This is a genomic window from Nonomuraea sp. NPDC050783 (assembly GCF_040802095.1).
GTDB lineage: Bacteria > Actinomycetota > Actinomycetes > Streptosporangiales > Streptosporangiaceae > Nonomuraea.
The window spans coordinates 259,569-284,575 of the sequence record NZ_JBFAHK010000006.1 but is presented as its reverse complement, the minus strand read 5'-3'; the positions used below and the strand labels follow the sequence as shown (position 1 = coordinate 284,575).

The window sequence follows — 25,007 nt, the reverse complement described above, 5'->3', positions numbered from 1 at the left end:
AAATCATGATCATGCGTTCCCGCACCACCGCCCTCGCCGCCGCCGCTGCCGCCACGGCCGTCATGACCGCCACCGGAGCACCCGCCGCGGCCGGGACCACAGCCGCCGGAGCCACCGCGGCCGGGACCACCGCCACCGGAGCCACAGCCGCCGGGGCCACGGCCGGGGCTGCCGCTTCCCCGCAGCCCTCGCCCGCGCTTCCGTCCGCCGCCTCCCCCGGTGGCGCCTCCCCCGGTGGCGCCTTCCCCAGTGCCGGCTCTCCCGGCCCCGGCGCCGAGCCGCCGTCGTCGGTCTCGGTCAGGGTGCGGCCGGGCACGTCCAAGGGCACCGGCGCGCTGACGCCGGTGATCGGCGCCGACCGGCTCGTCGCCCCGCTCGGCGTGGACCCGGCCTGCCCCGCCAGGATCGAGATCGGCCTGCGCAGCGACGCCCGCAAGCCCGTCTACGCCACCGCGCGGATCGGGATCGACCCGCCGCTGACCGCCTCGCGGGCGATGCTCACCAGCTACCTGCCGCCCGGCTACGAGCTCGGCGCGAAACTGCTGGTGGCCGTGCCGCCCGGCACCGCCGAGGGCACCTACCGCCTGCGCCTGAGCACCCCGGCCCGCAGCCTGGAGGTGCCGGTCGAGGTCATGCCCGTGGACCGGCTCGACAACGGCGGCAACCTCGCCCTGCGCCGCCCCGTCACCGCCTCCTCCCAGCACACCAACGCCAACTACCCTCCGTGCAGCGTCGCCGACGGCGACCGCTCCTCCAACGGCTGGGCCGGCGGCAACGGCTGGAACGACGCCACCGCCCGCACCTGGCCGGACACCCTGGCCATCGCCCTGGGCGCCCCGCGCCGGATCTCCCGGGTGGACCTGTACACGCTCGACACCGAGCGCTACCCGGCCGCCCGCTACGGGGTGCGCGACTGGGACGTCCAGGCGCAGGTGGGCGGGGAGTGGCAGACGGTCGCGCGGGTGCGCGGCAACACCGCGGGCAGCGCGCGCTCGGACTTCGCGCCGGTCACCGCGGACGCGGTACGCGTCGTGGCGCTCGCCTCGAACGGCGCCAACGACTACACCCGCGTCATCGAGGTCGAAGTCCGCTGAGCGAAAGGAGAACGCCGGTGAGCGGCACGTTCACTCGGATCACACCGCCCCGCACGAAGGTGGGGCTGGTCGCCGGAGGGCTGGGGGCGTACTGGCCGCAGTTCCCCGACCTGCTGCCGCGGCTCCAGAGGTCGTCCGCGCGGGTGGCCGAGCGCATGAGGGCGCTGGACTGCGAGGTCGTGGACGCCGGTTTCGTCTCCGACGCGCAGGAGGGCGCGGCGGCGGCCGAGCGGCTGCGGGCCGCCGGATGCGACCTCATCGTCGGGTTCCTCACGACGTACATGACGGCCACCATGCTCGTGCCGATCGCGCAGCGCAGCGGCGCGCCCGTGCTGCTGATCAACCTTCAGCCGACCGAGTCGATGGAGCACGCCACCTTCGACACCGGCCAGTGGCTGGCCTACTGCGGGGCCTGCCCGCTGCCGGAGATGGCCAACGCCTTCACCCGCTGCGGCATCCCGTTCCGCTCGGTCTCGGGTTATCTGGAGGACGAGCGGGCGTGGGAGCGCATCGGCCGCTGGGTGCGGGCGGCGGGCGTGCGCGCCGCGCTGCGCCACGGCCGGCACGGGCTGATGGGCCACCTCTACCCCGGCATGCTGGACGTGGCCACCGACCTGACGCTGGTCAGCGCCAACTTCGGCGGGCACGTCGAGGTGCTGGAGTTCGACGACCTGCGGGTACGGGTGGAGAAGGTGACCGGCGAGGAGGCCGCCGCGCGGGTCGCGCTGGCCCGCGAGGTCTTCGAGCTGGACGCCTCGGTGAACGAGGAGGACCTGGAGTGGGCCGCCCGCGTCTCGGTCGGCCTGGACCGCCTCGTCGCGGACTTCGCGCTGGACAGCCTGGCCTACTACCACCGCGGGCTGGACGGTGAGATCCACGAGCGGCTCGGCGCGGGCATGATCCTCGGCGCGTCCCTGCTCACGGCGCGCGGCGTCCCGGCGGCCGGCGAGTACGAGCTGCGCACCTCCCTCGCCATGCTGGTCATGGACCGGCTGGGCGGCGGCGGCTCCTTCACCGAGTTGCAGGCGCTCGACTTCGCCCGCGGCCACGTCGAGATGGGGCACGACGGCCCGGCCCACCTGGCGATCAGCTCGCGCCGGCCGCTGCTGCGCGGCCTCGGCGTCTACCACGGCAAGCGGGGCTGGGGCGTGTCGGTCGAGTTCGACGTGGCGCGCGGCCCGGTCACCGCGTTCGGGCTGCGCCAGGACCGGGAGGGCCGCTACGGGTTCGTCGTCTCGGAGGGCGAGGTCGTCGAGGGGCCGCTGCTGCGGATCGGCAACACCACCTCCCGGGTGGACTTCGGGTGCGATCCGGGCGAGTGGACCGACGCCTGGAGCGCCAGCGGCATCTCCCACCACTGGGCGCTCGGCACCGGGCACCGCCTGGCCGAGCTGCGGGCGGTGGCCGACCTGCTGAACGCCGAGGTCACGCACGTCCAGCCGTGATGGCCGGCGGGCGGGGACCCCGTACGATGAACGCGTGCGCGGACTTCTCCGCTCGTTATGGAACGAGCCGCGTCCCGCCGGCGCGCCGCGGCGGGTCTGGCGGGACTGGGCCCTCGTCGGGGTGCTCGTGCCGGCCGCGATCCTGGAAGGGGTGCTGCGGCCGGACCTGCCGTGGCGGGGCCTGTCGGTCGCCGTCACGGCCGGGCTGGTGCCGCTGCTGTTGTGGCGGCGCACCAGGCCGCTGCTCGTGCTGGCGGTCGCCTTCGTGGCCAACGCCGTGGTGTCCCTGGTGGCGGGCGGGCACAACGTCGAGACGTACACGCTCGCCTACCTGCTGATCCTCGTCTACGCGCTGTTCCGGTGGGGGTCGGGGCGGGAGGCGGTGACCGGGGCCGCGCTGATGCTGGGCGCGGCGGGGCTGTCGGCCGCGCAGGGCCGCCTGGCGGCGGCCGACACGGTGGGGGCGCTGGCGGTGATGGCGGCGGCGCTCGGCCTGGGCGGCGCGCTGCGCTACCGGGCCGGCGCGCGGCTGCGCGAGCTGGACCAGGTGAAGCTGCTGGAGCGCGCCCAGCTCGCCCGCGAGCTGCATGATCTGGTGGCCCATCACGTCTCGGCGATGGCGATCCGGGCGCAGGCGGGCCTGGCGGCGGCCGCCGCGGAGCGGCCCGACGCCGCCGCCGAGGCGCTGCGGGTGATCGAGGCCGAGGCGTCGCGCACGCTGGCCGAGATGCGTTCCATGGTGCACGTGCTGCGCCGCAACGAGCCGGCGGAGCTGACGCCGGGGAAGCACCTCGCCGACCTGGCCGAGCTGGCGGGCCGGGCGAAGGTCGGGCCGGCCGTGGACGTGGAGATCTCCGGCGACGTGGCGCAGGTGCCGCCGTCGGTCGGGGCCGCGATCTACCGCATCGCCCAGGAGTCGGTCACCAACGCCCGGCGGCACGCGCGGCACGCCACCCGGATCGAGGTGCGGGTGTCGGCCGACGACACGGCGGTGCGGCTGCGGGTCAGCGACGACGGCGACGGCGTCGGCCCGCGCCAGATCTCCTCGGCCGGGTACGGCCTCATCGGCATGATCGAGCGCGCGGGCCTGCTGGGCGGCACCTGCGAGGCGGGCCCGAACCCGGGCCGGGGCTGGACCGTCACCGCCGTCCTGCCGCGGACGGGAGCGGCCCGATGAGCGAGCCGATCAGGGTGATCGTCGCCGACGACCAGGAGATCGCCAGGACCGGGCTGCGGATGATCCTCGATCTCCAGCCCGGCATCGAGGTGGTCGCCGAGGCCGGCGACGGGCGGCGCGCGGTCGAGCTGGCCCGGCGGCTGCGGCCGGACGTCTGCCTGCTCGACATCCGCATGCCCGTCCTGGACGGCATCGAGGCCACCCGCCTGCTGGCCGGCCCGGACGTAACCGACCCGCTCGCGGTGGTCGTCATCACCACCTTCGACCTCGACGAGTACGTCTACGCGGCGCTGCGGGCCGGCGCCCGCGGCTTCCTGCTCAAGGACGCGGGCCCCGACCTGCTGGCCCAGGCCGTGCGGGCGGCGGCCGGAGGCGACGCGCTCATCGCCCCGAACATCACGGCCCGCCTGCTCGGCGCGTTCGCCGGGTCGGCGCCGGCCGCGCCGCCCGCGCAGCCGGTCGAGGCGCTGACCGACCGGGAGGAGCAGATCCTGGCGACGGTGGCGCGCGGCCGGACCAACAGCGAGATCGCCGCCGAGCTGCACATCTCGCTCAGCACGGTCAAGAGCCACGTCGCGAGCCTGATGACCAAGCTCGGCGTGCGCAACCGGGTCGAGATCGCGATGTGGGCGTACGAGACCCGCCGGATCAGGCGCTGACCCGCCGCCGCCGGGGGCGGCGGATCACCAGCTCGGCCACGGCCAGGTTGACCGCCCAGCCGGCGCCCAGCAGCAGCGCCCGGGCGGTCTCCCCGGGCGGGCCCGCGAACGCCACCCAGATCCCGGTGATCACGGCCTGGCTGCCGGCGCCGAGCGCGATGGCGTAGGCGCGGGTCATCCAGGCGCGGTGGCCGGTGAAGTCGCGCCGCAGCACGGCGGCCAGGCCGAGGACGAGCGCCGCCGCCATGGCCGAGCCGAACCCGAGCCGGAAGGCGGCCAGCAGGTCGCCGTCCCCGGCCGGGCGGGGGTAGTACAGGGTCATCCACAACCCTGACAGGGCGACCACCAGCCCGCACGGCAGCAGGATGCGCCCCATGAGCCGGTGCCGGGCGGGCGGCCGGCGCCCGCCGAACTGGAAGGCGCCGAGGACGGTGTAGACGGTCGCCGCCACGATGTGCGCCACCACGGGCAGCGGCACGGCGGCGAAGCGGGCGCCTTCCGGCATGACGTCCGGGCCGCCGGCCAGGGCGGTCAGGCGCAGCGCGCCGGCCACCACGGGGACGGCGGACAACACGATCAGCCCGGCGGGCACGAGCCGGGACGCCCGCCGGGGGCCGGTCGGGAACTTGCCGGTCGGGAACTCGCCGGCCGGAGGCTCGCCGGTCGGAGCCTCGCCGGTCGGGGCCTCGCCGATCGGGGCCTCGCCGATCGAGGGCTCGCCGATCGGAGGCTCGCCGGCCGGGGGCTCGGTCGTCGCGGGGCTGGTCACCTGAGTCATGCCCCGATCCTGGCGCCGGGGACGGGCGCCGTTCATCGGCGCTTCGGCCCGGATCCGCCCGTCCCATCGGCCGGTCGGGACGTCGTACTTTCGGCTGTTACGCCGTCCGGAGCCCGCGCCCACACTGGCGGACGAAACGACGGCCCCGAAGGAGAACCTGATGAAGGCCCACGTCCTGCGCCGGTACGGCTCCCCCGACGCCCTGGAGCTCACCGAGCTGCCCTGTCCCGTGCCCGGCCCCGGCGAGGTGCTGGTGCGGGTGCGCGCCACGTCCGTCCAGCCCTTCGACTGGCACCTGATGCGCGGCGAGCCGCGCCTGGCCCGCCTGATGCCCGGCGGTCCCGGCCTGTTCCGGCCCAGCCTCCCCGTCCTCGGCGCGGACATCGCCGGGGTGGTCGAGGAGGCCGGACCCGGAGTGAGCGAGGCGCGGCCGGGCGACGAGGTGTACGCGATGTCCGGGCAGGGCGGGTTCGGCGAGTACGCCGCCGTCAAGGTCGCCGACCTGGCCCCCAAGCCGGCCGCGCTGTCGTTCGAGGAGGCCGCGGCCGTGCCGATGGCGGCCCAGACCGCGCTGCTGGCCCTGCGCGACGACGGCGGGCTGCGCGCCGGGCAGCACGTCCTGGTCAACGGCGCCTCGGGCGGGGTGGGCACGTTCGCGGTGCAGCTCGCCAAGGCGTTCGGCGGGATCGTCACCGGCGTGTGCAGCCCGGCCAACGTGGACCTGGTGCGCTCGCTCGGCGCCGACGAGGTGGTGGACTACACCAAGGAGGACTTCACCCGGCTCGGCCGCCGCTTCGACCTGGTCGTGGACATCGCCGGCAGCCGGCGCGGGAGCGCCTACCGGCGGGTGCTGCGGCCGGGCGGGATCCACGTGCAGGTGGGCGGGCGGGGCAGCCGGTGGTCGCAGCCGATGGGGCGGATGTTCGCGACGATGGCGGCGGCGCCGTTCCTGCCGCACAGGGTCGCCATCACCACGGGCCCGTGGAAGGAGACCCGGCGCAACCTGATGACGTTGACCGGGCACATCGAGGCGGGCGAGCTGCGCCCGGTGATCGACCGGCGGTACGCGTTCGACGACATCCCGGCGGCCGTCCGCTACCAGGAGGAGGGGCACGCGCGCGGCAAGGTCGTCGTCACCGTGGCCCCATGAGGAACGGCGGATTCTCATAACCCCGGCGTTTCGGGGCATCCTAGGGAACCGCGCGGAACGTACGACAGCGATGGGAGTCCCTGATGCCGTTCCTGACCCAGCTCGCCGACGTCGCCCGCCGCACCGGCAGCCCGGTGACCGAGGTGGCGGGCTGGCGGACCCGCGGCCACGGCCCGCAGCCCGAGGTGCAGGGCGTCGTCTGCCACCACACGGCCGGCCCCGCGGGCGGCGGCGACTATCCGTCGCTGGCGGTGGTGCGCGACGGCCGGCCCGGGCTCAGCGGCCCGCTGTCGCACTTCGGGCTCGGCAGGTCCGGGCGCATCTACGTCATCGCCGCCGGGCGGTGCTGGCACAACGCGCCCTCGACCTCGGCGTGGCACGACAACTCCAGCTCCATCGGCATCGAGGCCGAGAACAACGGCACGCAGCCCTGGCCGGAGGTGCAGCGGGAGTCCTACGTCCGGCTGTGCGCGGAGCTGTGCCGGGAGTTCGGGCTGCCGGCCTCGCGGGTGAAGGCGCACCGCGAGGTCAACACCGCCAAACCCGACCCCCACTCCATCGACATGAACGACTTCCGGGCGTCCGTGGCCGCCATACTCAAGGGCGGCCCGGACGCCTCCTGGACGGAGGAGATCGTGAGAAGCCTGCCGACGATCCGGCTCGGCGACGACAACTACGACGTCAAGACCGTGCGCGCCTGCCTGTTCGCCCGCGGCCACGTGCCCGCCGCCGCCTACGGCGACAGCCCGGACGGGCTGCGCGGCTGGCTGGAGTCCACCCGCGCCGACAGCGGCCTGATCGAGCTGGTCCAGGCGTTCCAGCAGGCCAGGGGGATCGGCGCGGACGGCGTCGTCGGCCCGGAGACGTGGCCGTCGCTGCTGCGGGTCTGACCAGCGGATCCGGCCTGCGGATCAGACCCGCGCGTCCGGGCCGCGCGTCCGGCCCGCGCGTCCGGGCCGGTCCCGGCGGGTGGACGGCGCCCGGTCCCGGCCAACGGACGCGCCCGGTCCCGGCCAACGGACGGCGCCCGGTCCCGGTCAGCGGACGATCGTGCGGGCGGCGGCCAGCGCGCCGTCCTGGAACCCCTCGACGCGGATCGTGTGCGCCGCGCCCGCGCCGGGCACCGGCACGGTGACGGTCTCCTGCGTCAGGTCCACCGACGCCCGCGGCCGGCCGTCGAGGTAGACGTCGGCCCGGTCGAGCAGGTGGGTGCGCAGGGTCAGCTCGCCGCCCGAGGCCGCGACCTCCACCTCCAGGCGGCGCGCCGGCAGCGCGGCGAGCAGGCGGCCGGCGTGCTCCAGCAGGTCGGCGTTGTCCTGGAGCACGTCGCGGCGGGTCATGCGGTGGCGCTCGTCGGGGGCCACGCCCAGGTCCTCGACGGGGGTGCCGGCCCGGTCGTGCACGCGCAGCGAGCGCCGGATGGCCACCCGCATGTTCGCCCCGCCGGGCAGCTCGCGGTAGGGCGTCTCCGGCGCCGGTTCGGGCAGCTCCAGCAGCAGCTTGAGCAGGGCGTGCGTCCACACGTTGGCGCCGCCCGCGCCGGTGTTGTCGTCCACGCCGAGCACCGGGCCGATCTGGTGGTCCTGGAAGCCGGCGGCGAAGATGTCGGTCGCCGAGTAGCAGCGAGCGTCGGTGACCAGCACCACCGGCCCGTGGTACTGCTGGCCGAGGACGTTGGCGCCGTCGGCCGGGGTGATGGAGAAGCCGCCGGAGTAGACGGCGCCGGTCTCCAGCGCCTGGTTCATGGACGGGCACCAGGGGCCGAGGTCGATCTGGCCGGTCGGGTTCTGCTCGTGCTGGGCGCAGATGCGTACGTTCAGTGGCGTCGTGATGAACTGCGCGGGCTCGGGCGTGATCGGGCGGGGCGTGAGGGTCTGGAGGGTGAACTCGCTGGCGTGGATGTGGCCGCCGCCGTTGCCGCGCACGTCCACGATGAGCCCGTTCTGCGGCAGCAGGCCGATGAGGCGGACGAACTCGCGGACGAACCCGTCGGGGTCCTGCACGTTGAAGGTGAACACGCGGATGTGGCCGAACGTGCCGGAGCCGGTGGCGACGCTCCTGGCCCGGAAGACCGACGGCATGGAGGTCGGGACGGCCGCGCCCGGCTCGGCGGGCTCGCTGGTGAGCCCGGCGGCGTCCGTCGCCTCCGTGAGCGTGATCGCCTCGGGCACGTAGAGCAGCTTGACGGCCCGGCCGATCTCGTCGGTGCCGAGGTCGAGGCCCTGGGCGACGGCCGCGGTGGTCAGCTCGTCGGCGTCCACGAACGGCGGCAGGTTCTCCGCCACCCGCCACCGCTCGCGCAGCTCCCTGGAGATGCCGTCGGCGCCGACGTAGCCGAGCACCACCCAGTCCTCGTCCGGCGGCACGTGGATGCGCAGCGGCCGGATGGTCAGCGACTCCAGGCCGCGGGCGTGCGCGGCGGCCGGGTTGCTGCCGGCGAAGCGGAAGGCGTTGATGTCCACGGCCCGGTCGATCGGCACGCCGTTCCAGTGCGTGACCTCCACGCCGGGCCCGAACCCCTGCGCGTTGTGGCCCGCGACGACCCGGGCGACGACGTAGTGGCGCTCCTCGCCCTCGTAGTACTCCTCGATCTGGTACGGCAGGTACGCGATCCGGCCGGAGAACGGCTCCGGGAGCAGGTAGTTGGTGTGCAGGTCGCGCAGCGAGAGGAAGATCTGCGACAGCTCGGCGTGGAAGCGCCACTCGGGGTCCATGGTGTCGTCGCTCTGCCTGCCGAGCCGCAGCGCCAGCAGCCGCAGCCGCTGGACCGGGTTGACCGCGTGCATGGCGACCTTGAGCGGCAGGTGCACGTAGTTCTGCTCGATGAGCACCAGCGCCTGCCCCACCAGCACGCGCCGGTCGGCGAGGGTCAGCGTGCCGGCCCTGCGCAGGAAGTCCCGCAGCTCGATCGACTCGGCGAGCCGCTTGTCCATCGCGCCTGAAGCCTCGGTCATTCCTTCCCCATCCCGTCCGGGGGCACGGGAGGAGCGGGGGCTCCCTCGACCACGCCGTCGGACTGCTCGGAGCCTGTACGGACCCGAGCAGCCTGGCACCGGCGGGCGGGCGGCCGCCTCGGGAGGCGGCCTAGGGCTTTCCCTAGTCGCGGCGGGCGGGCCGGTCCGCGTCGGCGAGGGGCCCCCCGGAAACGGCGCGGACCGGCCACGCGCACCGCCCGGCGCGGACCGCCCACGCGCGCCGCCCGCGCCTCACGAGCAGGTCGTGCGGTCGGCGGGGACCGTGCCGTCCATCAGGAACCGGTTCACCGCGGCGTCCACGCAGGCGCTGCCCGCGCCGTACGCGCCGTGCCCCTCGCCCCGGTGGATCAGCTCCACGCCGCTGCCCAGCCGCTCCGCCATCCGGGCGGCGCCCTCGTACGGGGTCGCCGGATCGCCGGTGGTGCCGACCACCAGGATGGGCGGCGCGCCCGGCGCGCTGACGTCCGAGGCGGGCGCCGCCCCGGCCACCGGCCAGCCGGTGCACTGCAGCAGCGACCAGGCCATCAGCTCCCCGAAGACCGGCGAGGCCGAGCGGAACTCCAGCAGCCGCGAGCGCACCCCGGCCGCGGTGTAGCGGTCGCTGAAGTCGGCGCAGCTCACCGCGGTGTTGGCGGACTGGAGAGTGGTGTAGTGGCCGTCGGCGCCGCGGCCGTACAGGGCGTCGGAGAAGCGCAGCAGCAGCTCGCCGTCGCGGCCCTCGATCGCCGTGTGCAACGCGGTGCGCAGGTACGGCCAGAAGCGGTGGGAGTACAGCGCGGCGGCGATCCCGTACAGGGCGTGGGTCTGGGTGAGGCGCCGGCCGCCGGAGGTGGGCAGCGGCTCGGCGTCCAGCCGGTGCAGCAGCCGGGCGATCCGCTCGCGGCCCCGCTTCACGCCGCGCGCCGGGCAGTCGCGCCGGCCGGCGCAGTCGCGCAGGAAGCCGTCCAGCGCCCGCTGGAACCCCTTCGCCTGGTGCAGCGCGGTCCGCGCGACGTCCTCGGTGGGGTCCACGGCGCCGTCCAGGACCATGCGGCCCACCCGGTGCGGGAAGAGGTGGGCGTAGACGCCGCCGAGGCGGGTGCCGTACGAGATGCCGAAGTAGTGCAGCCGCTCCTCGCCGAGGGCCTGGCGCAGCAGGTCCAGGTCGCGGGCGGCGTTCACGGTGCCCACGTAGGGGAGCGTGTCGCGGGCGTTGCGGACGCAGGCCGCGGTGAAGGCGCGGAAGCCGGCGCCCAGGGCGCTCTCCTCGGCCCGGTCGTCGGGGGTGCCGTCCAGGCCGCGCCAGGCGTCGAACTCCCGGCTGTCCAGGCAACGCACGCCGTCGCTGCGGCCGACGCCGCGCGGGTCCAGGCTGACCAGGTCGTAGCGCCGGTGCAGCTTCAGGTAGATGTCGCGGGCTATGGACGGCAGCGTGACCACGCCCGAGTCGCCTGGGCCGCCGAAGTTGAAGACGAGCGAGCCGATGCGCCGCTCGCCCCGGCCCGGCCTGGCCTGGGCACGGACGAGCGCCAGGCGCATCCGCGGGCCGCCGGGACGGGCGTGGTCCAGCGGGACCCGCATCGTGGCGCACTCCCAGGGGGTGCCGTCGGGCAGCGGCCCCGGCCGGCCGCCTGCGCCCTGGACGGAGGCCGGGGCCGGGCACCGCTTCCACCGGAGCTCCTGGTGGCCGAACCTGGCCCCGGCGACCAGCCCGCCCCCGCGCGCCGCCCGCGACCACCCGACCGCCCCGTCCCCGTCCCCGCTCCCGGCCTCCGGCGCCCGCGCCCGCGCCCTCGCCCCCGTCCCCGCCCCCGTCCGCGCCCCCGTCCGGGCATCCGCTCCTGACGGGCCCTGGCCCCTCCGGGTAACCGCCTCCGGCGGGCGCGAGCCGGTCCGGGTGGCCGGTCCCGGCGGGCGCGAGCCCGTCCGAGGGAGCGGTTCGGATGCGGGTGGGCCCGTGCGGGCTGCCGGGGCGGGCGGGGCCGGCACGGTGGCCATCGCCAGGGCCAGGGCGGTGGTGACCGCGAATCTCCTCATACGCACTCCTCGGGCGGACAGGCGGACGGACGGGCGGGCGGGCGGACAGACGGGCGGGTGGGCGGGGCCAGGCGCGGCGGTCGCCGCAGGACGCCAGCCTGACGGCCCGGCCGCCCGGCGTCCGGCGGTTTCCCCGCTCTTGGCACGGCGACGACCCCCTCATGGCCCTTCCAGGCCCCGCACGACGAACCCGCACCGCCCGTCGAAGGTCACCACCCGAACGACGTCGAACCCGTCCGCCCGGCGGGGCCGGCGCAGCCGCCGGTACGTGGCGCGCACCCCGACCTCGGGCACCCGTGCCCGGCCGCTCCGCGCGGCGTTGCGCTCCAGGGAGGCGGCCAGATCCGGCGGGAACCAGTAGGCGACCACCCGGGCCGCGTGCTCCCGGGCCGCCACGATGAGCGGGCTCCACTCCTCCGGGGACGGATTGGTGTTGTCCACCGCTACGCTCCGCCCCTCCACCAGCGCTTCGGCGATCAGCCGGAGCTGGCGGCGCTGGCGGTGCCGGGCGTTGGGCCAGAGATCCTTGCTCACGTGGACGTGGGTCGCCGCCAGATGGCGACGGTAGAAGGCGGACTTGCCCGACGCCTGCAGCCCGACGAGGACGGCGACCTCCAGCCCTTCCGCGCCCGCCCCCAAACCCTCCATGCCCACCCCCCAACCCTCCATGCCCGCGCTCTGCTGGAACCCCTCCACCGCCGTCCCGTGGTGCGCCTACGCCGGCTTCGCCTCCCCGCACTCCGCCGAGGTGGACCACGGGCCCGTCGTCCAGAACGTGCGCTTCGAGCTGGTGGGATCGAGCTTCCCGTCCAACGCCCACAAGGAGCACGTGCGCGGGACCACCTGCGACAACCCCTGCACCTGACCGCCCGCCGGGGCGGGCGCGAGGACCACCTCGCGGTTGCCCACCCCCGGCGCGTCCAGGTAGAGGACCACGGACAGGCGCTCGCCCGGCGCAGGTCGACACCGCGCAGGTCGACACCGCGCAGGCCGACACCGCGCAGGCCGACACCGCGCAGGCCGAGGTCCAGCAGGCGCCGGCGGAAGCCGTCCCAGTGCAGCACGACCTCGCGGTGGTGGCTCCAGCGGTCGCAGCACAGGTGGGTGGTGACGGTGCCGCCCGCCCAGGCTTCGCGCGGGGAGAGCGTGACGACGTCCGACAGGTGAGCGCCGGCCGGCATCGGCGGCGGCTGGTTCTCCGCTGGTGAGGCGCCAGGTGACGGGGTCCAGCGGCAGGTCCACCTCGTACGGCACCTCCTCGGCGCAGCCCTCCGGCAGGTAGGACGACCGGGACAGCAGGGCGAGCCCGCCCAGCGACCCCGGCGGGCACGGGATGGAACGGGATGTCACGCCCCCGGAAGTGATGAAAGATTCATTCACTCACAGGGAGATGAGATGTCACGAATCTTCGCCATCCTGCTCGCGGCGGTCGCGGCGGTGGCCGTGGCGCTGTCCTTCACCTCGCCCGCTTCCGCTTCCGACACCACCATGGGCTGCCAGGTGATCAACAACCACGGCGGGGCCTCGGGCGGGTTCCGGCTGAACTTCTGCGGCACGTTCTTCGCCGACAGCTCCTACGTCATCGACTACGCGGTCCAGAACGGCAACGGCCACTTCACCTGGACCGTGCCCGCCCGCTCCACCAAGGTGGGCGGCTGCACGACGAGCACGCCGTTCTGTGACGTGGTCGTCAGGGCCAGGACGGCCGACCAGTCCTTCACCGCGATCGTGGAGACGCTCGACTCCTCCGGCCTGTCGGTGGTCGTCTCGGCCGAGGCGGACATCCCGGCGGTCTGCGGCTCGGAGCTCTGCTGATCCGGCGCCCGGGAGCGGCCCGCCGCTTCCGGGCACCGCCCGCCCGTCCGGCCGGTCGGCGGTCAGCGGGCGGGGAGCTCTTCCTGGTCGAGGCCGGAGGGAGTACCGGCGGGGTGGCGGGCGGCGGCACGGCGACCCGGGATGGTGACCACGATGAGGGCCGCCAGCACGGCGACGGCGGCCCCGATGACGAACCCGGCGCGGAAGCCCGCCTCCGAGGGCAGCGTCACCGGCCCGAGCTTGATCGTCAGGTTGGCCAGGACCGCGCCGAGCACGGCGCTGGCGGTGGAGGTGCCGATCGCGCGCATGAGGCTGTTGAGTCCGTTGGCGGCGGCCGTCTCGGTACGCGGGACGGCCGCCATGATGAGCGACGGCATCGCCGCGTAGGCGAAGCCGATCCCGGCGGCGACCACGGCCGAGAAGATCAGGATGCCCCAGGCGTACCCCATGAGGGCCAGCGCCAGCAGGTAACCGGAGGCGATGACGAGCGTGCCGAGCAGCAGGGACGTCTTGGGCCCCCGGGCCGCCGACAGGCGGGCCGCGACAGGCGAGATCGCCATCATGACCAGCCCGGACGGCGCCATCCACAGGCCGGCCTCGACCATCGAGCGGCCCAGGCCGTAGCCGGTGGCGGGAGGCAGTTGCAGCAGCTGCGGGGTGATGAGCGACATCGCGTACATGGCGAAGCCGACCACGATGGAGGCCAGGTTCGTCAGCAGCACCTGGCGGCGGGCGGTGGTACGCAGGTCGACCAGCGGGGCGGGCACGCGCAGCTCCCACCAGCCCCACAGCGTCAGCACCAGCGCCGAGGCCGCGAACATGCCGAGCGTGGTCCCACTGGTCCAGCCCCACTCGCTGCCCTTGGAGACCGGCAGCAGGAGCAGCACCAGCCCCGCCGACAGCCCGATCGCGCCGGGCACGTCGAAGCGGCCCGGCGACCTGACCGGCGACTCCGGCACGATCAGCAGGATCAGCACGCTCATCAGCAGCCCGAGCCCGGCGGCCGCCCAGAACAACGCGTGCCAGCTCACGTACTGGGCCACCAGCGCGGCGGCGGGCAGGCCGAGCGCGCCGCCGACGCCGAGCGAGGAGCTCATGAGGCCGACGGCCGAGCCGAGCCGCTGCGGCGGGAGCACGTCCCGCATGATGGCGATGCCGAGCGGGATCACGCCCATGCCGAGGCCCTGCAGGGCGCGGCCCGCCACCATGGGGATCAGCGACTCGGCGGGCGCGCACACGAACGAGCCGGCGGCCAGCAGGAGCGCGCTGGCGACCATGACGCGGCGCTTGCCGTACAGGTCGCCGAGGCGGCCCGAGACGGGCATGGCGACCGCGCCGGCCAGCAGCGTGGCGGTGATGGCCCAGAAGGCGTCGGCGGTCGTGGTGTGCAGCAGCTCGGGCAGGGTGGCGATCAGCGGGACGATCAGGGTCTGCATCAGCGAGACCGTGATGCCCGCCGCCGCTAAGACCCCGACGACCAGCCCGCTGCGCGGCGCGGCCTGTGCTGCTTCCATGCGTCCGTCCCCCGCTCCCGCCCCGCCCGCGGGGCGCAAATGGTGGGCATCATACACATGCCCATCGGACCGGCTTTTCCGACCTCCGGCGGAAGATCGCCGCCTCCCGGGCGCTGCTCCTCGTCCAGGCCCCCGGGGCGCAGCCCGGCCAGGCGGGCCCCGGAGGTGCGCCGCCGGGCGAGTCGCTGCTCCACCGGCGGTCTCCGTTCGTTTAGCTCCTCATTACGCGCTTCCTCCTAGGGTGACGCCCGAGAATCTTCGGGAGTGTCCATGTCACAGCGGAAGGTCAAGCGCAGGCGCGCCGAGCTGCGGCGTATGGAGGCCGAGCGGCAGGCGCGGCACCGGCGGGCGGTGCGCAGGTTCGTGTACGTCGCCGCCGCCCTGGCGGTGCTGGTGGCCGCCGGGACGGGGGTGCTGGTGCTCACCTCGGTGAACCGGCCTCCGGAGACGGCCGCCCCCGCCGCGACGGCATCGCCGAGCGGCACCACCACGTCCACCACCCCCGCGACGGCGCCGGCCACCGGATCGGCCTCGCCGTCGCCCTCCACGAGCGGGGTGGCCTCCCGCTAACCGGCGGGCGGGCAGCGGCGGGCCGAGGGGCGGCGCGGTGCGGCGGGCTCAGACGAGGGCGGCGGGTGAGCGGGCCTCGTGCTCGGCGTACGCCTTGAGCATGGCCAGGTCCTGCCGCAGCCGGCGTTCGGGGTCGGAGCCCAGCAGCCGGGCCACGACGTGCCCCGCCGCCCCCGCCACCGGGTTGTACGCCAGCCGCACCTGAACCTGGGTGCGCCCGCCGGGCAGCTCGGCCAGGCACAGCGCGCCGGTGTGGGCGATGAGCTCGCCCTCGGCCGACTTCCAGGCGATCTCGCGGCCCTCCACGCGGCGGGTCTCGACGGCGTCGAACCGGATCGGCGTCCCGGCGGGCCCGCTGACCAGCCAGTGCGAGGTCAGCCCGTCGGCCGAGCGGCGCACCTCCTGGACGTGCGGCATGAACACCGGGAAGCCCTCGTAGTCGCTGATCAGCTGCCACACGGTCGCGGCGGGTGCGTCCACGGCGACGGCGGCGGTGACGTCGATCGCGCGCCGGCCGGCGTTGATGCCGGTCAGGCGGCTCAGCGGCAGGTTGGTCGCGGCGCGCAGGGCCAGCACCGCCGCCGCGCCCCGGGCCGCGAGCGCGAGCGGGCGCGGCAGCCGGAGCGTGCACAGCCCGGCCGCCCCCGCGCACGCCAGGAGCCTGCCGGTCGGTGACCACCGCTCCTGCAGCAGCTCGGGCACCACCCGCCGCCGGCGTCCCGTGCCCTGCAGCCGGGGCGAGTCGCCCGCCTCGCGGTGGACGGCCCAGGCGGTCTCGACCCGCCGGACGCCCGGGATGCGGCGGGCGGCCCGGCAGGCGCGTTCCTCCTCGGCGGCCAGCACGTCGCCGCCGAGCGTGACGATCCCGTCCTGGACGAGCACCTGGACGGCGTGCGGATGGCTGACGTGGCGGCCCAGCTCGGCGCGTACGCGCTCGTGCAGCACCCGGTCGTCGGCCGTGCCGCCCCGGTACTGGTAGCGGACGGTCGCCGCCCACCCCCGGCAGCGGTTGCCCAGGTCGCGGCCCAGCACGCCCAGGCCGTCACGCAGCTCGTGCGTGACGTGCGCCGCCTTGTCGCGGGCCACGGCCCGGCGGGCGTGCCCGCGCGCCGGGTCGCACAGGTAAGCCGTCGCGGCGCCGGCGCAGAACCCCGCGCCGGCCGCGACGACCCTCCCCGATCTCCGCCGTACCAGGATGGTGGCTTTGTCGTCGTGGTGGTCCGTGCTCGCACGCATGGCGATCCCCCTTGATCCTCACCTCGGCCGGCGGTCCCCGACGCCGGTCGTGTCATGCCGGCGCCGGCTTCCCGCGCGGCGCCGGCCCGGTCCGCGTCCCTCCGCGGGAGCCGGTCATCCCGAGCCGGACGAGCGCTTGCGCTGCTTGCCCCGGTGCAGGGAGGCCATGCGCTCCTCGTGGTGGTGCGGCTCGTGCTTCGGGCGGGAGTGCCGCTGCTTGGAGGCTCCCGTCGTGGCGTTCTCGGCGCTCGGCTTCTTGCCCGCCTTGCGGGCCTCGGCGGCGGCCTTGCGGCGCTGGGTCTCGTCGCCCTCCATCTTCTTGCGGACCATGATGCCCCCGTTCCCCCTGTGGCGATGTCCGTCTCTGGAGGTCCTGCCCCCGGGAGGCGGCCCCTCACCAGGTCAGGGGGCGCGGCCGGGGGCCAGGCCGCGGCGGAAGGCGTAGGTGACGGCCTGGGCGCGGTCGCGCACGCCGGCCTTGGCGAACAGGTTGTTGATGTGGCTCTTCACCGTGGCCTCGGAGATGAACAGGTCGGCGGCGATCTCGGCGTTGGAGCGGCCCTCGGCGATGAGGGCGAGCACCTCGGCCTCGCGCTGCGTCAGCCCGTCGGGCAGCGGCGGCGCTCCCCGCGCCCGGCCACCCCCGGCGCCACGAGCCGGCACCCCACTGCGAGCGGGTGCCTCGGGCTCCGGACCGCTCACCGCCTCGGCCAGGCGGCGCTGGACGTGCGGGGCGAAGTGCGCCTCGCCGTCCGCGACGACCGCGATCGCTCGGGCCAGGGACTCGGCGTCGGCGTCCTTGGTGAGATAGCCGCGGGCGCCGGCCCTCAGCGCCTCGAACACCGACGTGTCGTCCGAGTACGTCGACAGCACCACGATCTCGGTGCCCGGGTGGCGGGCACGGATGCGGCGGGTGGCCTCGACCCCGTCGAGCCTGGGCATGCGCAGGTCCATGAGGACGACGTCGGGGGCGAGGCGGCCGGTCAGCTCGACGGCCTCCAGCCCGTCGGCGGCGGCTCCCACCACCTCGACGCCGGGGAGCAGGCTGAGCAGCAGCATCAGCCCCTCGCGCACCACGGTCTGGTCGTCGGCGACCAGCACCCGCACCGTCATGCCGGCACCCGCAGCACCACCGCGAACCCCCTCCCGTCGGCCTGCGCCCGTAACGACCCGCCCAGCAGCTCGGCCCGCTCCCGCATCCCGATCAACCCGTACCCCTTTCCGCCGGACGCGGGCCCGGGCGCGTCGGAGGAGGACCCAAAGGAAGAGGGCCCGGAGGAAGAAGGCCCGCCCGGACGAGACCAGCCAGGACGGGCCCCGGCTGCTGAGGCTTCGGCGGACGGCGCTTCGGGGGACGGTGACGCGACGGACGGTGACGCGACGGACGGTGACGCGGTGAGCGGTGACGCGGTGAGCGGTGATGCGGCGGACGGTGACGCGGTGAGCGGTGACGCGGTGAGCGGTGACGCGGTGAGCGGTGATGCGTGGGATGGCGCTTCGGGAGACGGTGACGCGGCGGGTGGTGACGCGGTGGGTGGGGATGCCGGGGTGTTCGGGCGGGGGCCGCCGTCGTCGCGGACCTCCAGCTCGCACCACGGGCCCAGGCGGCGTACGGCCACCGACACCGACGCGCCCGGGGCGTGCTTGCGCACGTTGGTGAGGGCCTCCTGGGCGGTGCGGGCCACCGCCAGCCCGGCCTCGGCGGACACCGCCTGCGCCGCCGCGTCCACGGACAGGGCGCAGCCGGTGCCGGTGGCGGCCCGGAACTCGGCGGCCAGCTGCTCCAGCCGCTCGCGCAGCGGCGGGTCGTCGCCGCGCAGGGTGTCGAGGGCGCGCCTCGTCTCCTCCAGGCTCGACCGGGCCAGCCGCACGGCGCGCTCCACCCGGTCGAGGGCCAGCGCCCGGTCGCCGTCGTCCTTGAGCAGCAGCCGGGCCCCCTCCAGGTGCACGACCTGCGCGGACTGCGTGTGGGCGAGGATGTCGTGCACCTCGCGGGCCAGCCGCGCCCGCTCCGACAGCACCGCCTCCCGCGCCCGCGCCTCGGCCAGCTCGGCCGCCTGCCGCCGCGCCATCGACAGCTGCCACACCAGCATGGCCAGCACCGCGCAGTAGGCCAGCCCGACCGTGACGCCCAGCGTGGCGCCCGGATCGAGCGCGATCGCCAGGGAGACGCCCGCCAGCACGGCCAGGTCGGCCAGGGACAGCAGGACCGCCCAGCGCAGCCGCATCCGGAACGGGGCCGCGAAGACCAGCGCGTAGAAGAACGCCATGCTGGTGAACGGATCGACGGCGTGGATGGCCGCCGCCCCGGCGAGCGAGCCCAGCAGCAGCCACCCGTCGCGCCGGGGCTCGGCGGGGCAGGACACCGCCAGCAGGTAGCAGCCCAGCGTCAGCGCGGCGACGGGCACGGCGAGCAGCGCCGGGACGAGGCCCGGCCGCTGGACGATGAACAGGACCGGCCCGTAGGCGAGGTACGACACGAACGCGACGGACAGCGCGACCCGGACCCGGGGACGATCGAGGGCGACCCGAAGACGCCTGAGGACGGCCACTCCGTCACGGTAGACCGGCCTGCGGACGCACGTCATCCACCCGTGGGTGGAACCGGCGGATCAACCCCCGCTCCGATGCCCGCACCCCGCCCGGACGTGCACGATGGCGGGCATGACCGCCATCATCAGCGTCACCGGGCTCGGCAAGTCGTTCGGCGCGGTGACCGCCGTGGACGACCTGTCGTTCGAGGCCCCGCCCGGCGCGATCACCGCCTTCCTGGGGCCCAACGGCGCGGGCAAGACCACCACGCTGCGCATGGTCCTCGGCCTGGTCACGCCCACCAGGGGCGCCGCCACGATCGGGGGCGTGCCCTACCGGCGGCTGGAGCGGCCGCTGGAGCGTGTCGGGGCGGTGCTGGAGTCCGCCTCCTTCCACCCGGGGCTGACCGGCGAGGCCCATCTGGAGGCCGTCCGCTTGGCCGCCGGTCTGCCGGCCGCGCGGGTCGGGCAGGTGCTCGAACAGGTGGGCCTGGAGGCGGCCGGGCGGCGCCGGGTGCGGGCGTACTCGCTGGGCATGCGGCAGCGGCTCGCCCTGGCCACGGCCCTGCTGGGCGCGCCGCCCGTCCTGGTGCTGGACGAGCCCGCCAACGGCCTGGACCCTGACGGCGTGCGCTGGCTGCGCGGGTTCCTGCGGGCCTACGCGCTGGAGGGCAACACCGTCCTGGTCTCGACGCACGTCCTGGCCGAGATCGAGCGGATCGCCGACCACGTCGTGATCATCGCCGGCGGGCGGCTGCGCTGGAGCGGCGCTCTCGCGCCCGGCACCGACCTGGAGGACCTTTACCTGGAGGCGACCCGATGACCGCCAGGCCGGACCGCCCGTCCCTCGCCGAACCGGGCGGCACCACGCCGTCCACGACCACTCCGGCCAGGAGCAGGCTCGTCAGAGCCGAGCTGGCCAAGGCGCGGGCCGCCCGCTCCACGCTCGTGCTGGTGGCGCTCGCGCCGCCGTTCTGCGCCCTGTGGGCGGCGCTGCTCGCGCGGCTCCCCGCGCCGGACGACGCCGCGCGGGTGGCCGGCGTGTACGCGATGGCGCAGCAGGCGTACGTGTTCGCGATGCTGCTCGGGGTCATGGGGACGGCCGGCGAATACCGGCACCGGACCATCACCTGGGCCTTCCTCGCCACCCCGGGGCGGGGAGCGGTGGTGGCGGCGAAGCTGGCCGCGTACGGGCTGATCGGGCTGCTCGTGGCCGTGCCGTCGGCGGCGGCGACCTTGCTCGCGGGGGCGTCGCTGCTGTCGGCGGGCGGCCATCCCGCCCTGACCGGGGACGTGCCGCTCGTCCTCCTCGGCGCGACGGCGAGCACCGTGCTCTACGCGCTGCTGGGCGTGGCGCTGGGTGCCCTGATCAGGAGCCAGGTGGCCGCCGTCGCCCTGACGGTGCTGCTGTTCGCGTACGGCGACTACACCCTGGGCCTGTTCCTGCCCGACGTCTACCGCTGGCTGCCCACCGGCGCGGCCCGCGCGCTCGGCGGGCTGCGGCCGGACTCGGGCCCGCTGCTGCCGTGGTGGGGCGGCGGGCTGCTGTTCGGGGCGTACGTGGCCGCGTTCGTCCTGCTCGCCCGGCTGGTCACCCTGCGCAGGGACGTCACATGACGCTGTCCCTACGCGATCCGGAAGGTGAGGACGTGAGTCCCGGCGGGGACGGTGGCGGCCAGGCGTACCCGGTGGACGGTCTCCGGGACGCCGTCGTGGCCGCGCACCTCCAGCTCCTCCGCCCACGCCCGCCACGGCCCCGGCACGGCCAGCGTCACCGGCCCCCAGGAGACCGCCCGGCCGCCGGGGGCGAGGGCGGGCCGCAGGCGCGAGACGAAGACCTCCTCCACCGGGCACGGCCCGCCGTGGAGGTCGAAGGCGTCGGCGACGTCGAGGCGGCCGGGACGCCAGGTGAACGTGCGGACGAAGCGGGCCAGCCGGGGCGTGTCGTAGGCGGCGGTGAGGTCGAGGGCGAGGACCAGCGGCTCGCCGGGCACGTACGCGGTGACCCGGGCGGCACGCTCGCGGCCGGGGAGCTGGGCGGCGCCGCCGATCAGGGGGACGGAGTGCCAGCCCGCGGCGGCCTGCGGGGTGCGGTAGCGGTGCGGGCCGAAGTAGTCACGGGTGTACTCGGGCGCGCCCAGGTCGTCCAGGATCGTGGCGCCGCCGGCGTGCAGGACGAAGTGGCCGAGGTCGAGGTGGTTGTGCGGCTCGTCGTTGTGTCCGCCTTTGGCGGCGAACGCGGCCCCGGGCGCTCCGGCGGCCCCGGGGGCCCCGGCGGCCCCGGGCGCTCCGGGGGCTCGGGCGACGACGATCCCGGCGTCCGGGAGGAACACCTGCGGGGCGGCCGGGCGGCGGGCGGCGCCGGTGGTCCACCACAGGGTGCGGCTGAGATGGGCCCAGCGGTAGCAGGGGTCGTCGTGGAAGGACGGCTCGTCCGGCTGCTCGGGGACGGGCACGTCCAGGCGGCCGGCCAGGCGGTCGAGCAGGCCGGACGGGTACGCGCCGCGCCCGAGGGAGTCGGCGAAGGCCGGACGGTGGCCGCCGCCGAGGTCGATCGCGGCCGGGTAGCCGGCCATGGCGCGGACGTGGGGGTCGTCCAGCAGGTCGCGGCCGGTGCGCTCGCGCAGCGCCTCAGCGAAGTAGACGAAGTAGCCGAAGCCGTAGGCCCAGTAGTCGGGGCCCTCCAGGCAGGCGCCGTCCTGGCCGGTGCCGGAGCGGAACGACGCCAGTGCCGCCTCGGCGCGGGGCAGCAGGGCGGGCAGGCGCTCCGAGCCGAGGGCCAGGGCGGCCATCCCGGCCGCGCCCGCGCAGACGGCGGCCCAGTTGTGGGTGCACGTCTCCCACCACATGCGGCGGGCCTGCCAGGGGGCCAGGACCCGCCGGTCCACCTCGGCCCGGACGCGGGCGCGTACCTGCGGATCGAGGCGGTCGGCGAGGAGGGCGGTCGCCTCGGCCAGGGTGTGCGCGGTCTCGGCGGCGAACAGGTCCACCTGCTCGGCGACCGGCACGACCGGTGTGGCCGGTGTGGCCGGTGTGGCCGGTGTGGCCGGTGTGGCCGGTGCGACCGGTGTGGTGCAGGCGTCCGGGGCTTGTCCCGGCTCCTGGCGTTCGTGGGCGGGGAGGATCCAAGTGTGCTCGTCGCAGACCGACCAGAGGAGGTCGTCCAGCGCCGGGTCGGGACGAGTGCCCAGGTGGGGGTTCAGGAGGGCGTCGAGGAGGAGGGCGGCGAGGCGGCGGCGGCGCTCGAAGTAGGCGGACTCGTAGGCGAGCCGGTCGCCGGAGTCGGCGAAGCGCCGCCAGAGGCCGAAGGTCAGCTCGGGCGCGGGCGTCTCCCGCGCCCGCACCGCTTCCTCCTGGACCTCCCGCACGAACCGACCGAGCCGACCGGAACGGAAGGACCGACCGGCCGGGCCAGGGCGGGAGTGGCGGCCGGACGGGTCGGAGCGAGAGTGGCGGCCGGACGGGTCGGAGCGGGATTGACGGCCGGACGGGTCGGAGCGGGATTGACGGCCGGACGGGTCGGAGCGAGCGACCGGGTCATGGGGGCCGGAGCGAGCGACCGGGTCATGGGAGTCGGGGCGGGCGGCCGGGTCATGGGGGTCGGGGCGGCTGGGTGGGGTGGGGGTGGACATCAGGCGATGCGGTGCAGGTCGGTGGGGTGGACGGCGCCGCGCAGCGGGTGGCCGCGGGTCAGGCGCTCGACCTCGGCGACCGCGAACTCCCCCAGGCGGCGCAGCTCGCGCCCCCGGGCGCCGCTGATGTGCGGGGTGACCAGGACGTTCGGCAGGCCGAGCAGCGGGTGGCCGGGCGGCAGCGGCTCGGGGTCGGTCACGTCGAGGACGGCGCCGATGCGGCCGCTCGCGCACTGCCGGACCAGGGCGTCGGTGTCGATCAGCGCGCCGCGTGCCGTGTTGACCACGACGGCGCCGTCCCGCAGCAGGGCCAGGCGGCGGCCGTCGAGGAGGTGGCGGGTCTCCGGCAGCTCCGGCGCGTGCACGGTGACCAGCTCGACCCGCCGGCACAGCTCGTCGAGCGGGACGTGCCTGGCGCCGAGCGCGCCCGCCTCCTCGGCCCCCACGTACGGGTCGCTGAGCAGGATCTCGGCCCCGTGCCCGCGCAGGCGGCCGATGACGAGGCGGCCCACCCGCGAGGCCCCGACGACGCCGACGGCCGCGCCGGTCAGCCCGCCCCGCTCGCCGGGGGTCGCCACGCCGGGCAGCGCGTCGCCGGACCAGCCCGCCGCCGCGTACGCCCGCGCCCGCGCGAACGCCTGCTTGGCGGCCAGCACCAGCATGGCGAGGGTGAACTCGGCCACCGGCACCGCGTTGGCGGCGGCCGCCGAGGAGACCGCGATGCCCCGGTCGAAGACGTCCGGCGTCAGGTGGCCCTTGACGCTGCCGGCGGCGTGCACGACCGCGCGCAGGCGCGGCGCGGCGGCCAGCACCGTCGCGTCGATGCGCGGGCAGCCCCAGCCGGTGATGAGGATCTCCGCGTCCAGGGGGCCGTCGAAGGAGTCGAGGACGCCGTCGGCGACGCGGGTCACCGCCGCGAGCCGGCGCATCAGGTCCAGGGGGAACAGCTCGGGCAGCAGGAGCGGCTGCATGGCGAACGCCGCGCGTGGCGCCAGCGTCATCGGGGCCCGAGGCGTCGTACGGAGTCGCGGACGACGATGTGCGTCCCGAGCGTCAGGACCCGCGCCGCGTCCGGCATGGAGGAGGCCGTCCCGAAGGAGGCCGTCCCAGAGGAGGCCGGGGCGGAGGGGGGTGGGGTCGAGGCGGCCGGGGCGGAAGGAGTCAGGGCGGAAGGAGTCGGGGCGGAAGGAGTCGGGGTCGAGGCGGCCCGGGCGGAAGGGGCGCGGGTGGCGGGGGCGCGGGTGGCGGGGGTCGGGTGGCTGTGCGGGAGGCGGCCGAGGGCCAGGCGGACCGCGGTGCGGCCCAGCTCGCCGTGGGGCAGGTGCACGGTGGTCAGGCCGAGGTCCTGGGCCGGCGGCACGTCGTCGTAGCCGACGATCGAGATGTCGTCGGGGACGCGCAGCCCGTGCTCGCGCAGCGCCTGGATGGCGCCCGCGGCGACCAGGTCGTTGCCGGCGAAGACGGCGGTGAAGTCGGGCGGCCCGGCGGCCAGGCGGCGGCGCATGGCGGTGTACCCGGCCTCGCGGTTGAACTCGGCCTCCACCTCCAGCCCCGGGTCGGCGGCCACGCCGTGCTCGGCGAGGGCGGACCGGTAGCCGGCCACGCGGCTGTCGGAGGTGGTGTGGCCGGGGCGCAGCCCCAGGTAGAGGATCCGGCGGTGGCCGGCCGACAGCAGGTGGGCGGTCACGGCGTGCGCGCCGCCGGTGTTGTCGAAGCCGACGACCAGCGCGGGCACCCCCTCTCCCAGCGGCGGCCGGCCGCACAGCACCAGGCGGGAGCCGGCGGCGGCGAGGGCGTGCGCGTACTCGGTCATGCGCTTGCGGTACTCCTCGTCCACGATCACGCTGCCGACCAGGATGACGGCCTCGGCCCGCTGCTCGCGCAGGAGCTGCACGATGGACAGCTCGCGGCCGGTGTCGCCGCCGGTGGTGCAGATCAGCGACAGCCGTCCCTCCTGGGCTGCCTGCTCCTCCACGCCCTGGGCGATGAGCGCGTAGTACGGCACGGCGACGCTGTTGACGACGATGGCGATGGCTCCGGGCCGGGCCGCCGACAGGGCGCGGGCGTGGGCGTTGGGGACGTAGTCCAGCTCGCGCACGGCCCGTACGACCTTGTTGCGGGTGGCGGCGAGCACCGGGTACTCGCCGCCCAGCACGCGGGACACCGTGGCCACCGAGACGCCGGCCCGCTTGGCCACGTCCCTGATGGTGACGCGGTTGGGCGCGGTCATGCGAGCCTCCTGGAAGGTAATCGGTTACCTGGGCGATGTCCTGGACGCTAGGAGATCGGAATTCCGCCGTCAACCCCGCCCTGAGCGCCTTTGTAACGAAAAGTTAACAGCACATTGACTCCCCAGGACGATCGCGTTTAGCGTCCGGCTCACGACGTCTGAAGTAACCGGTTACCTGACATCGG

At 75.6% G+C, this 25,007-nt stretch carries 23 protein-coding genes; 11 read left to right on the top strand and 12 right to left on the bottom strand.

Translation table 11 applies throughout. The features are described 5' to 3' along the window. Positions 1-5: 5 nt before the first annotated feature. From AB0H75_RS18785 to AB0H75_RS18770, 4 genes are read left to right on the top strand one after another with little or no spacing between them, the layout of a single operon-like run. A complete protein-coding gene (locus tag AB0H75_RS18785) occupies positions 6-1,094 on the top strand; it encodes a discoidin domain-containing protein (protein ID WP_367797660.1) in 1,089 nt (362 codons plus the stop codon). Positions 1,095-1,111: 17 nt separating this feature from the next. After that, entirely contained in the window at positions 1,112-2,539 is a 1,428-nt protein-coding gene (locus AB0H75_RS18780; RefSeq protein ID WP_367797658.1) for an arabinose isomerase, read from the top strand. 34 nt (positions 2,540-2,573) lie between these two features. Then, positions 2,574-3,716 (top strand): sensor histidine kinase, encoded by a 1,143-nt coding sequence (locus AB0H75_RS18775; protein WP_367797656.1) that lies wholly within the window; start codon positions 2,574-2,576, stop codon positions 3,714-3,716. Beyond that, a complete protein-coding gene (locus AB0H75_RS18770; protein ID WP_367797654.1) occupies positions 3,713-4,375 on the top strand; it encodes a response regulator in 663 nt (220 codons plus the stop codon). The genes AB0H75_RS18775 and AB0H75_RS18770 overlap by 4 nt, the downstream gene beginning before the upstream one ends. Here AB0H75_RS18770 and AB0H75_RS18765 read toward each other — a convergent pair. Then, on the bottom strand, positions 4,365-5,153 hold the full coding sequence (locus AB0H75_RS18765; protein ID WP_367797652.1) for a DUF2306 domain-containing protein: 789 nt from the start codon (positions 5,151-5,153) through the stop codon (positions 4,365-4,367). The genes AB0H75_RS18770 and AB0H75_RS18765 overlap by 11 nt on opposite strands. Before the next feature lie 160 nt (positions 5,154-5,313). Here AB0H75_RS18765 and AB0H75_RS18760 point away from each other — a divergent pair, with 160 nt between their 5' ends. Together AB0H75_RS18760 and AB0H75_RS18755 are read left to right on the top strand one after the other, a co-directional pair. Then, the gene (locus AB0H75_RS18760; RefSeq protein ID WP_367797650.1) at positions 5,314-6,303 is read left to right on the top strand and encodes an NAD(P)-dependent alcohol dehydrogenase; all 990 of its coding nucleotides are present in this window, start codon (positions 5,314-5,316) and stop codon (positions 6,301-6,303) included. 83 nt (positions 6,304-6,386) lie between these two features. Then, positions 6,387-7,193: an N-acetylmuramoyl-L-alanine amidase gene (locus AB0H75_RS18755; protein WP_367797648.1), complete on the top strand. Its 807-nt coding sequence runs from the start codon at positions 6,387-6,389 to the stop codon at positions 7,191-7,193. Positions 7,194-7,340: 147 nt separating this feature from the next. Here the strand turns inward: AB0H75_RS18755 and AB0H75_RS18750 are convergent, their stop codons facing one another. The 3 genes from AB0H75_RS18750 to AB0H75_RS18740 all read right to left on the bottom strand — a co-directional run bounded on the left by AB0H75_RS18750 (position 7,341) and on the right by AB0H75_RS18740 (position 11,942). Further along, positions 7,341-9,257 carry a S41 family peptidase gene (locus AB0H75_RS18750; protein WP_367797646.1) on the bottom strand — a complete coding sequence of 639 codons (1,917 nt, stop codon included), beginning with the start codon at positions 9,255-9,257 and terminating at the stop codon, positions 7,341-7,343. Positions 9,258-9,509: 252 nt separating this feature from the next. Then, positions 9,510-11,294 carry an alpha/beta hydrolase gene (locus AB0H75_RS18745; RefSeq protein WP_367797644.1) on the bottom strand — a complete coding sequence of 595 codons (1,785 nt, stop codon included), beginning with the start codon at positions 11,292-11,294 and terminating at the stop codon, positions 9,510-9,512. 159 nt (positions 11,295-11,453) lie between these two features. Next, positions 11,454-11,942, bottom strand: coding sequence for an AAA family ATPase (locus tag AB0H75_RS18740; protein WP_367797642.1), 489 nt, complete (start codon positions 11,940-11,942; stop codon positions 11,454-11,456). Between AB0H75_RS18740 and AB0H75_RS18735 the strand changes: the two genes are divergently transcribed. Beyond that, complete coding sequence (locus AB0H75_RS18735) at positions 11,941-12,159, top strand: hypothetical protein (protein ID WP_367797640.1); 219 nt, start codon at positions 11,941-11,943, stop codon at positions 12,157-12,159. The genes AB0H75_RS18740 and AB0H75_RS18735 overlap by 2 nt on opposite strands. A gap of 530 nt (positions 12,160-12,689) precedes the next feature. Next, positions 12,690-13,109 carry a hypothetical protein gene (locus tag AB0H75_RS18730; RefSeq protein ID WP_367797638.1) on the top strand — a complete coding sequence of 140 codons (420 nt, stop codon included), beginning with the start codon at positions 12,690-12,692 and terminating at the stop codon, positions 13,107-13,109. Positions 13,110-13,171: 62 nt separating this feature from the next. On the opposite strand, the gene AB0H75_RS18725 is transcribed toward AB0H75_RS18730, so the two are convergent. Then, a complete protein-coding gene (locus tag AB0H75_RS18725; protein WP_367797636.1) occupies positions 13,172-14,623 on the bottom strand; it encodes an MFS transporter in 1,452 nt (483 codons plus the stop codon). Between the two features lie 270 nt (positions 14,624-14,893). On the opposite strand from AB0H75_RS18725, the gene AB0H75_RS18720 reads away from it, so the two are divergent. Continuing rightward, positions 14,894-15,193: a hypothetical protein gene (locus AB0H75_RS18720; RefSeq protein WP_367797634.1), complete on the top strand. Its 300-nt coding sequence runs from the start codon at positions 14,894-14,896 to the stop codon at positions 15,191-15,193. Positions 15,194-15,241: 48 nt separating this feature from the next. Here the strand turns inward: AB0H75_RS18720 and AB0H75_RS18715 are convergent, their stop codons facing one another. The 4 genes from AB0H75_RS18715 to AB0H75_RS18700 form a co-directional block, all read right to left on the bottom strand. Further along, positions 15,242-16,429 (bottom strand): SRPBCC family protein, encoded by a 1,188-nt coding sequence (locus AB0H75_RS18715; RefSeq protein ID WP_367797633.1) that lies wholly within the window; start codon positions 16,427-16,429, stop codon positions 15,242-15,244. 114 nt (positions 16,430-16,543) lie between these two features. Continuing rightward, positions 16,544-16,759 carry a hypothetical protein gene (locus AB0H75_RS18710; protein ID WP_367797631.1) on the bottom strand — a complete coding sequence of 72 codons (216 nt, stop codon included), beginning with the start codon at positions 16,757-16,759 and terminating at the stop codon, positions 16,544-16,546. A 72-nt stretch (positions 16,760-16,831) separates the two neighbouring features. Then, entirely contained in the window at positions 16,832-17,542 is a 711-nt protein-coding gene (locus tag AB0H75_RS18705) for a response regulator (RefSeq protein WP_367797629.1), read from the bottom strand. After that, positions 17,539-18,981, bottom strand: coding sequence for a histidine kinase (locus AB0H75_RS18700; protein WP_367797627.1), 1,443 nt, complete (start codon positions 18,979-18,981; stop codon positions 17,539-17,541). Before AB0H75_RS18700 ends, AB0H75_RS18705 begins: the two co-directional genes overlap by 4 nt. 112 nt (positions 18,982-19,093) lie before the next feature. Here AB0H75_RS18700 and AB0H75_RS18695 point away from each other — a divergent pair, with 112 nt between their 5' ends. Further along, a complete protein-coding gene (locus tag AB0H75_RS18695; RefSeq protein WP_367797625.1) occupies positions 19,094-19,783 on the top strand; it encodes an ABC transporter ATP-binding protein in 690 nt (229 codons plus the stop codon). After that, the gene (locus AB0H75_RS18690) at positions 19,780-20,577 is read left to right on the top strand and encodes an ABC transporter permease (protein WP_367797623.1); all 798 of its coding nucleotides are present in this window, start codon (positions 19,780-19,782) and stop codon (positions 20,575-20,577) included. The genes AB0H75_RS18695 and AB0H75_RS18690 overlap by 4 nt, the downstream gene beginning before the upstream one ends. Before the next feature lie 8 nt (positions 20,578-20,585). Here the strand turns inward: AB0H75_RS18690 and AB0H75_RS18685 are convergent, their stop codons facing one another. The 3 genes from AB0H75_RS18685 to AB0H75_RS18675 form a co-directional block, all read right to left on the bottom strand. After that, a complete protein-coding gene (locus tag AB0H75_RS18685; RefSeq protein ID WP_367797621.1) occupies positions 20,586-22,328 on the bottom strand; it encodes a heparinase II/III family protein in 1,743 nt (580 codons plus the stop codon). Positions 22,329-22,591: 263 nt separating this feature from the next. Further along, positions 22,592-23,593 (bottom strand): hydroxyacid dehydrogenase, encoded by a 1,002-nt coding sequence (locus tag AB0H75_RS18680; protein WP_367797619.1) that lies wholly within the window; start codon positions 23,591-23,593, stop codon positions 22,592-22,594. Further along, complete coding sequence (locus tag AB0H75_RS18675; protein ID WP_367797617.1) at positions 23,590-24,822, bottom strand: substrate-binding domain-containing protein; 1,233 nt, start codon at positions 24,820-24,822, stop codon at positions 23,590-23,592. The genes AB0H75_RS18680 and AB0H75_RS18675 overlap by 4 nt, the downstream gene beginning before the upstream one ends. Positions 24,823-25,007 lie beyond the last annotated feature (185 nt).

Excerpts from the sequence above, each read along its gene's own strand:
- AB0H75_RS18785 (WP_367797660.1), top strand. The coding sequence starts at position 6 with ATGATCATGCGTTCCCGCACCACCGCCCTCGCCGCCGCCGCTGCCGCC.
- AB0H75_RS18745 (WP_367797644.1), bottom strand. The coding sequence starts at position 11,294 with ATGAGGAGATTCGCGGTCACCACCGCCCTGGCCCTGGCGATGGCCACC.
- AB0H75_RS18750 (WP_367797646.1), bottom strand. The coding sequence starts at position 9,257 with ATGACCGAGGCTTCAGGCGCGATGGACAAGCGGCTCGCCGAGTCGATC.
- AB0H75_RS18755 (WP_367797648.1), top strand. The coding sequence starts at position 6,387 with ATGCCGTTCCTGACCCAGCTCGCCGACGTCGCCCGCCGCACCGGCAGC.
- AB0H75_RS18770 (WP_367797654.1), top strand. The coding sequence starts at position 3,713 with ATGAGCGAGCCGATCAGGGTGATCGTCGCCGACGACCAGGAGATCGCC.
- AB0H75_RS18765 (WP_367797652.1), bottom strand. The coding sequence starts at position 5,153 with ATGACTCAGGTGACCAGCCCCGCGACGACCGAGCCCCCGGCCGGCGAG.
- AB0H75_RS18730 (WP_367797638.1), top strand. The coding sequence starts at position 12,690 with ATGTCACGAATCTTCGCCATCCTGCTCGCGGCGGTCGCGGCGGTGGCC.
- AB0H75_RS18680 (WP_367797619.1), bottom strand. The coding sequence starts at position 23,593 with ATGACGCTGGCGCCACGCGCGGCGTTCGCCATGCAGCCGCTCCTGCTG.
- AB0H75_RS18740 (WP_367797642.1), bottom strand. The coding sequence starts at position 11,942 with ATGGAGGGTTTGGGGGCGGGCGCGGAAGGGCTGGAGGTCGCCGTCCTC.
- AB0H75_RS18720 (WP_367797634.1), top strand. The coding sequence starts at position 14,894 with ATGTCACAGCGGAAGGTCAAGCGCAGGCGCGCCGAGCTGCGGCGTATG.
- AB0H75_RS18735 (WP_367797640.1), top strand. The coding sequence starts at position 11,941 with ATGCCCACCCCCCAACCCTCCATGCCCGCGCTCTGCTGGAACCCCTCC.
- AB0H75_RS18725 (WP_367797636.1), bottom strand. The coding sequence starts at position 14,623 with ATGGAAGCAGCACAGGCCGCGCCGCGCAGCGGGCTGGTCGTCGGGGTC.
- AB0H75_RS18705 (WP_367797629.1), bottom strand. The coding sequence starts at position 17,542 with ATGACGGTGCGGGTGCTGGTCGCCGACGACCAGACCGTGGTGCGCGAG.
- AB0H75_RS18710 (WP_367797631.1), bottom strand. The coding sequence starts at position 16,759 with ATGGTCCGCAAGAAGATGGAGGGCGACGAGACCCAGCGCCGCAAGGCC.
- AB0H75_RS18715 (WP_367797633.1), bottom strand. The coding sequence starts at position 16,429 with ATGCGTGCGAGCACGGACCACCACGACGACAAAGCCACCATCCTGGTA.
- AB0H75_RS18675 (WP_367797617.1), bottom strand. The coding sequence starts at position 24,822 with ATGACCGCGCCCAACCGCGTCACCATCAGGGACGTGGCCAAGCGGGCC.
- AB0H75_RS18760 (WP_367797650.1), top strand. The coding sequence starts at position 5,314 with ATGAAGGCCCACGTCCTGCGCCGGTACGGCTCCCCCGACGCCCTGGAG.
- AB0H75_RS18695 (WP_367797625.1), top strand. The coding sequence starts at position 19,094 with ATGACCGCCATCATCAGCGTCACCGGGCTCGGCAAGTCGTTCGGCGCG.
- AB0H75_RS18690 (WP_367797623.1), top strand. The coding sequence starts at position 19,780 with ATGACCGCCAGGCCGGACCGCCCGTCCCTCGCCGAACCGGGCGGCACC.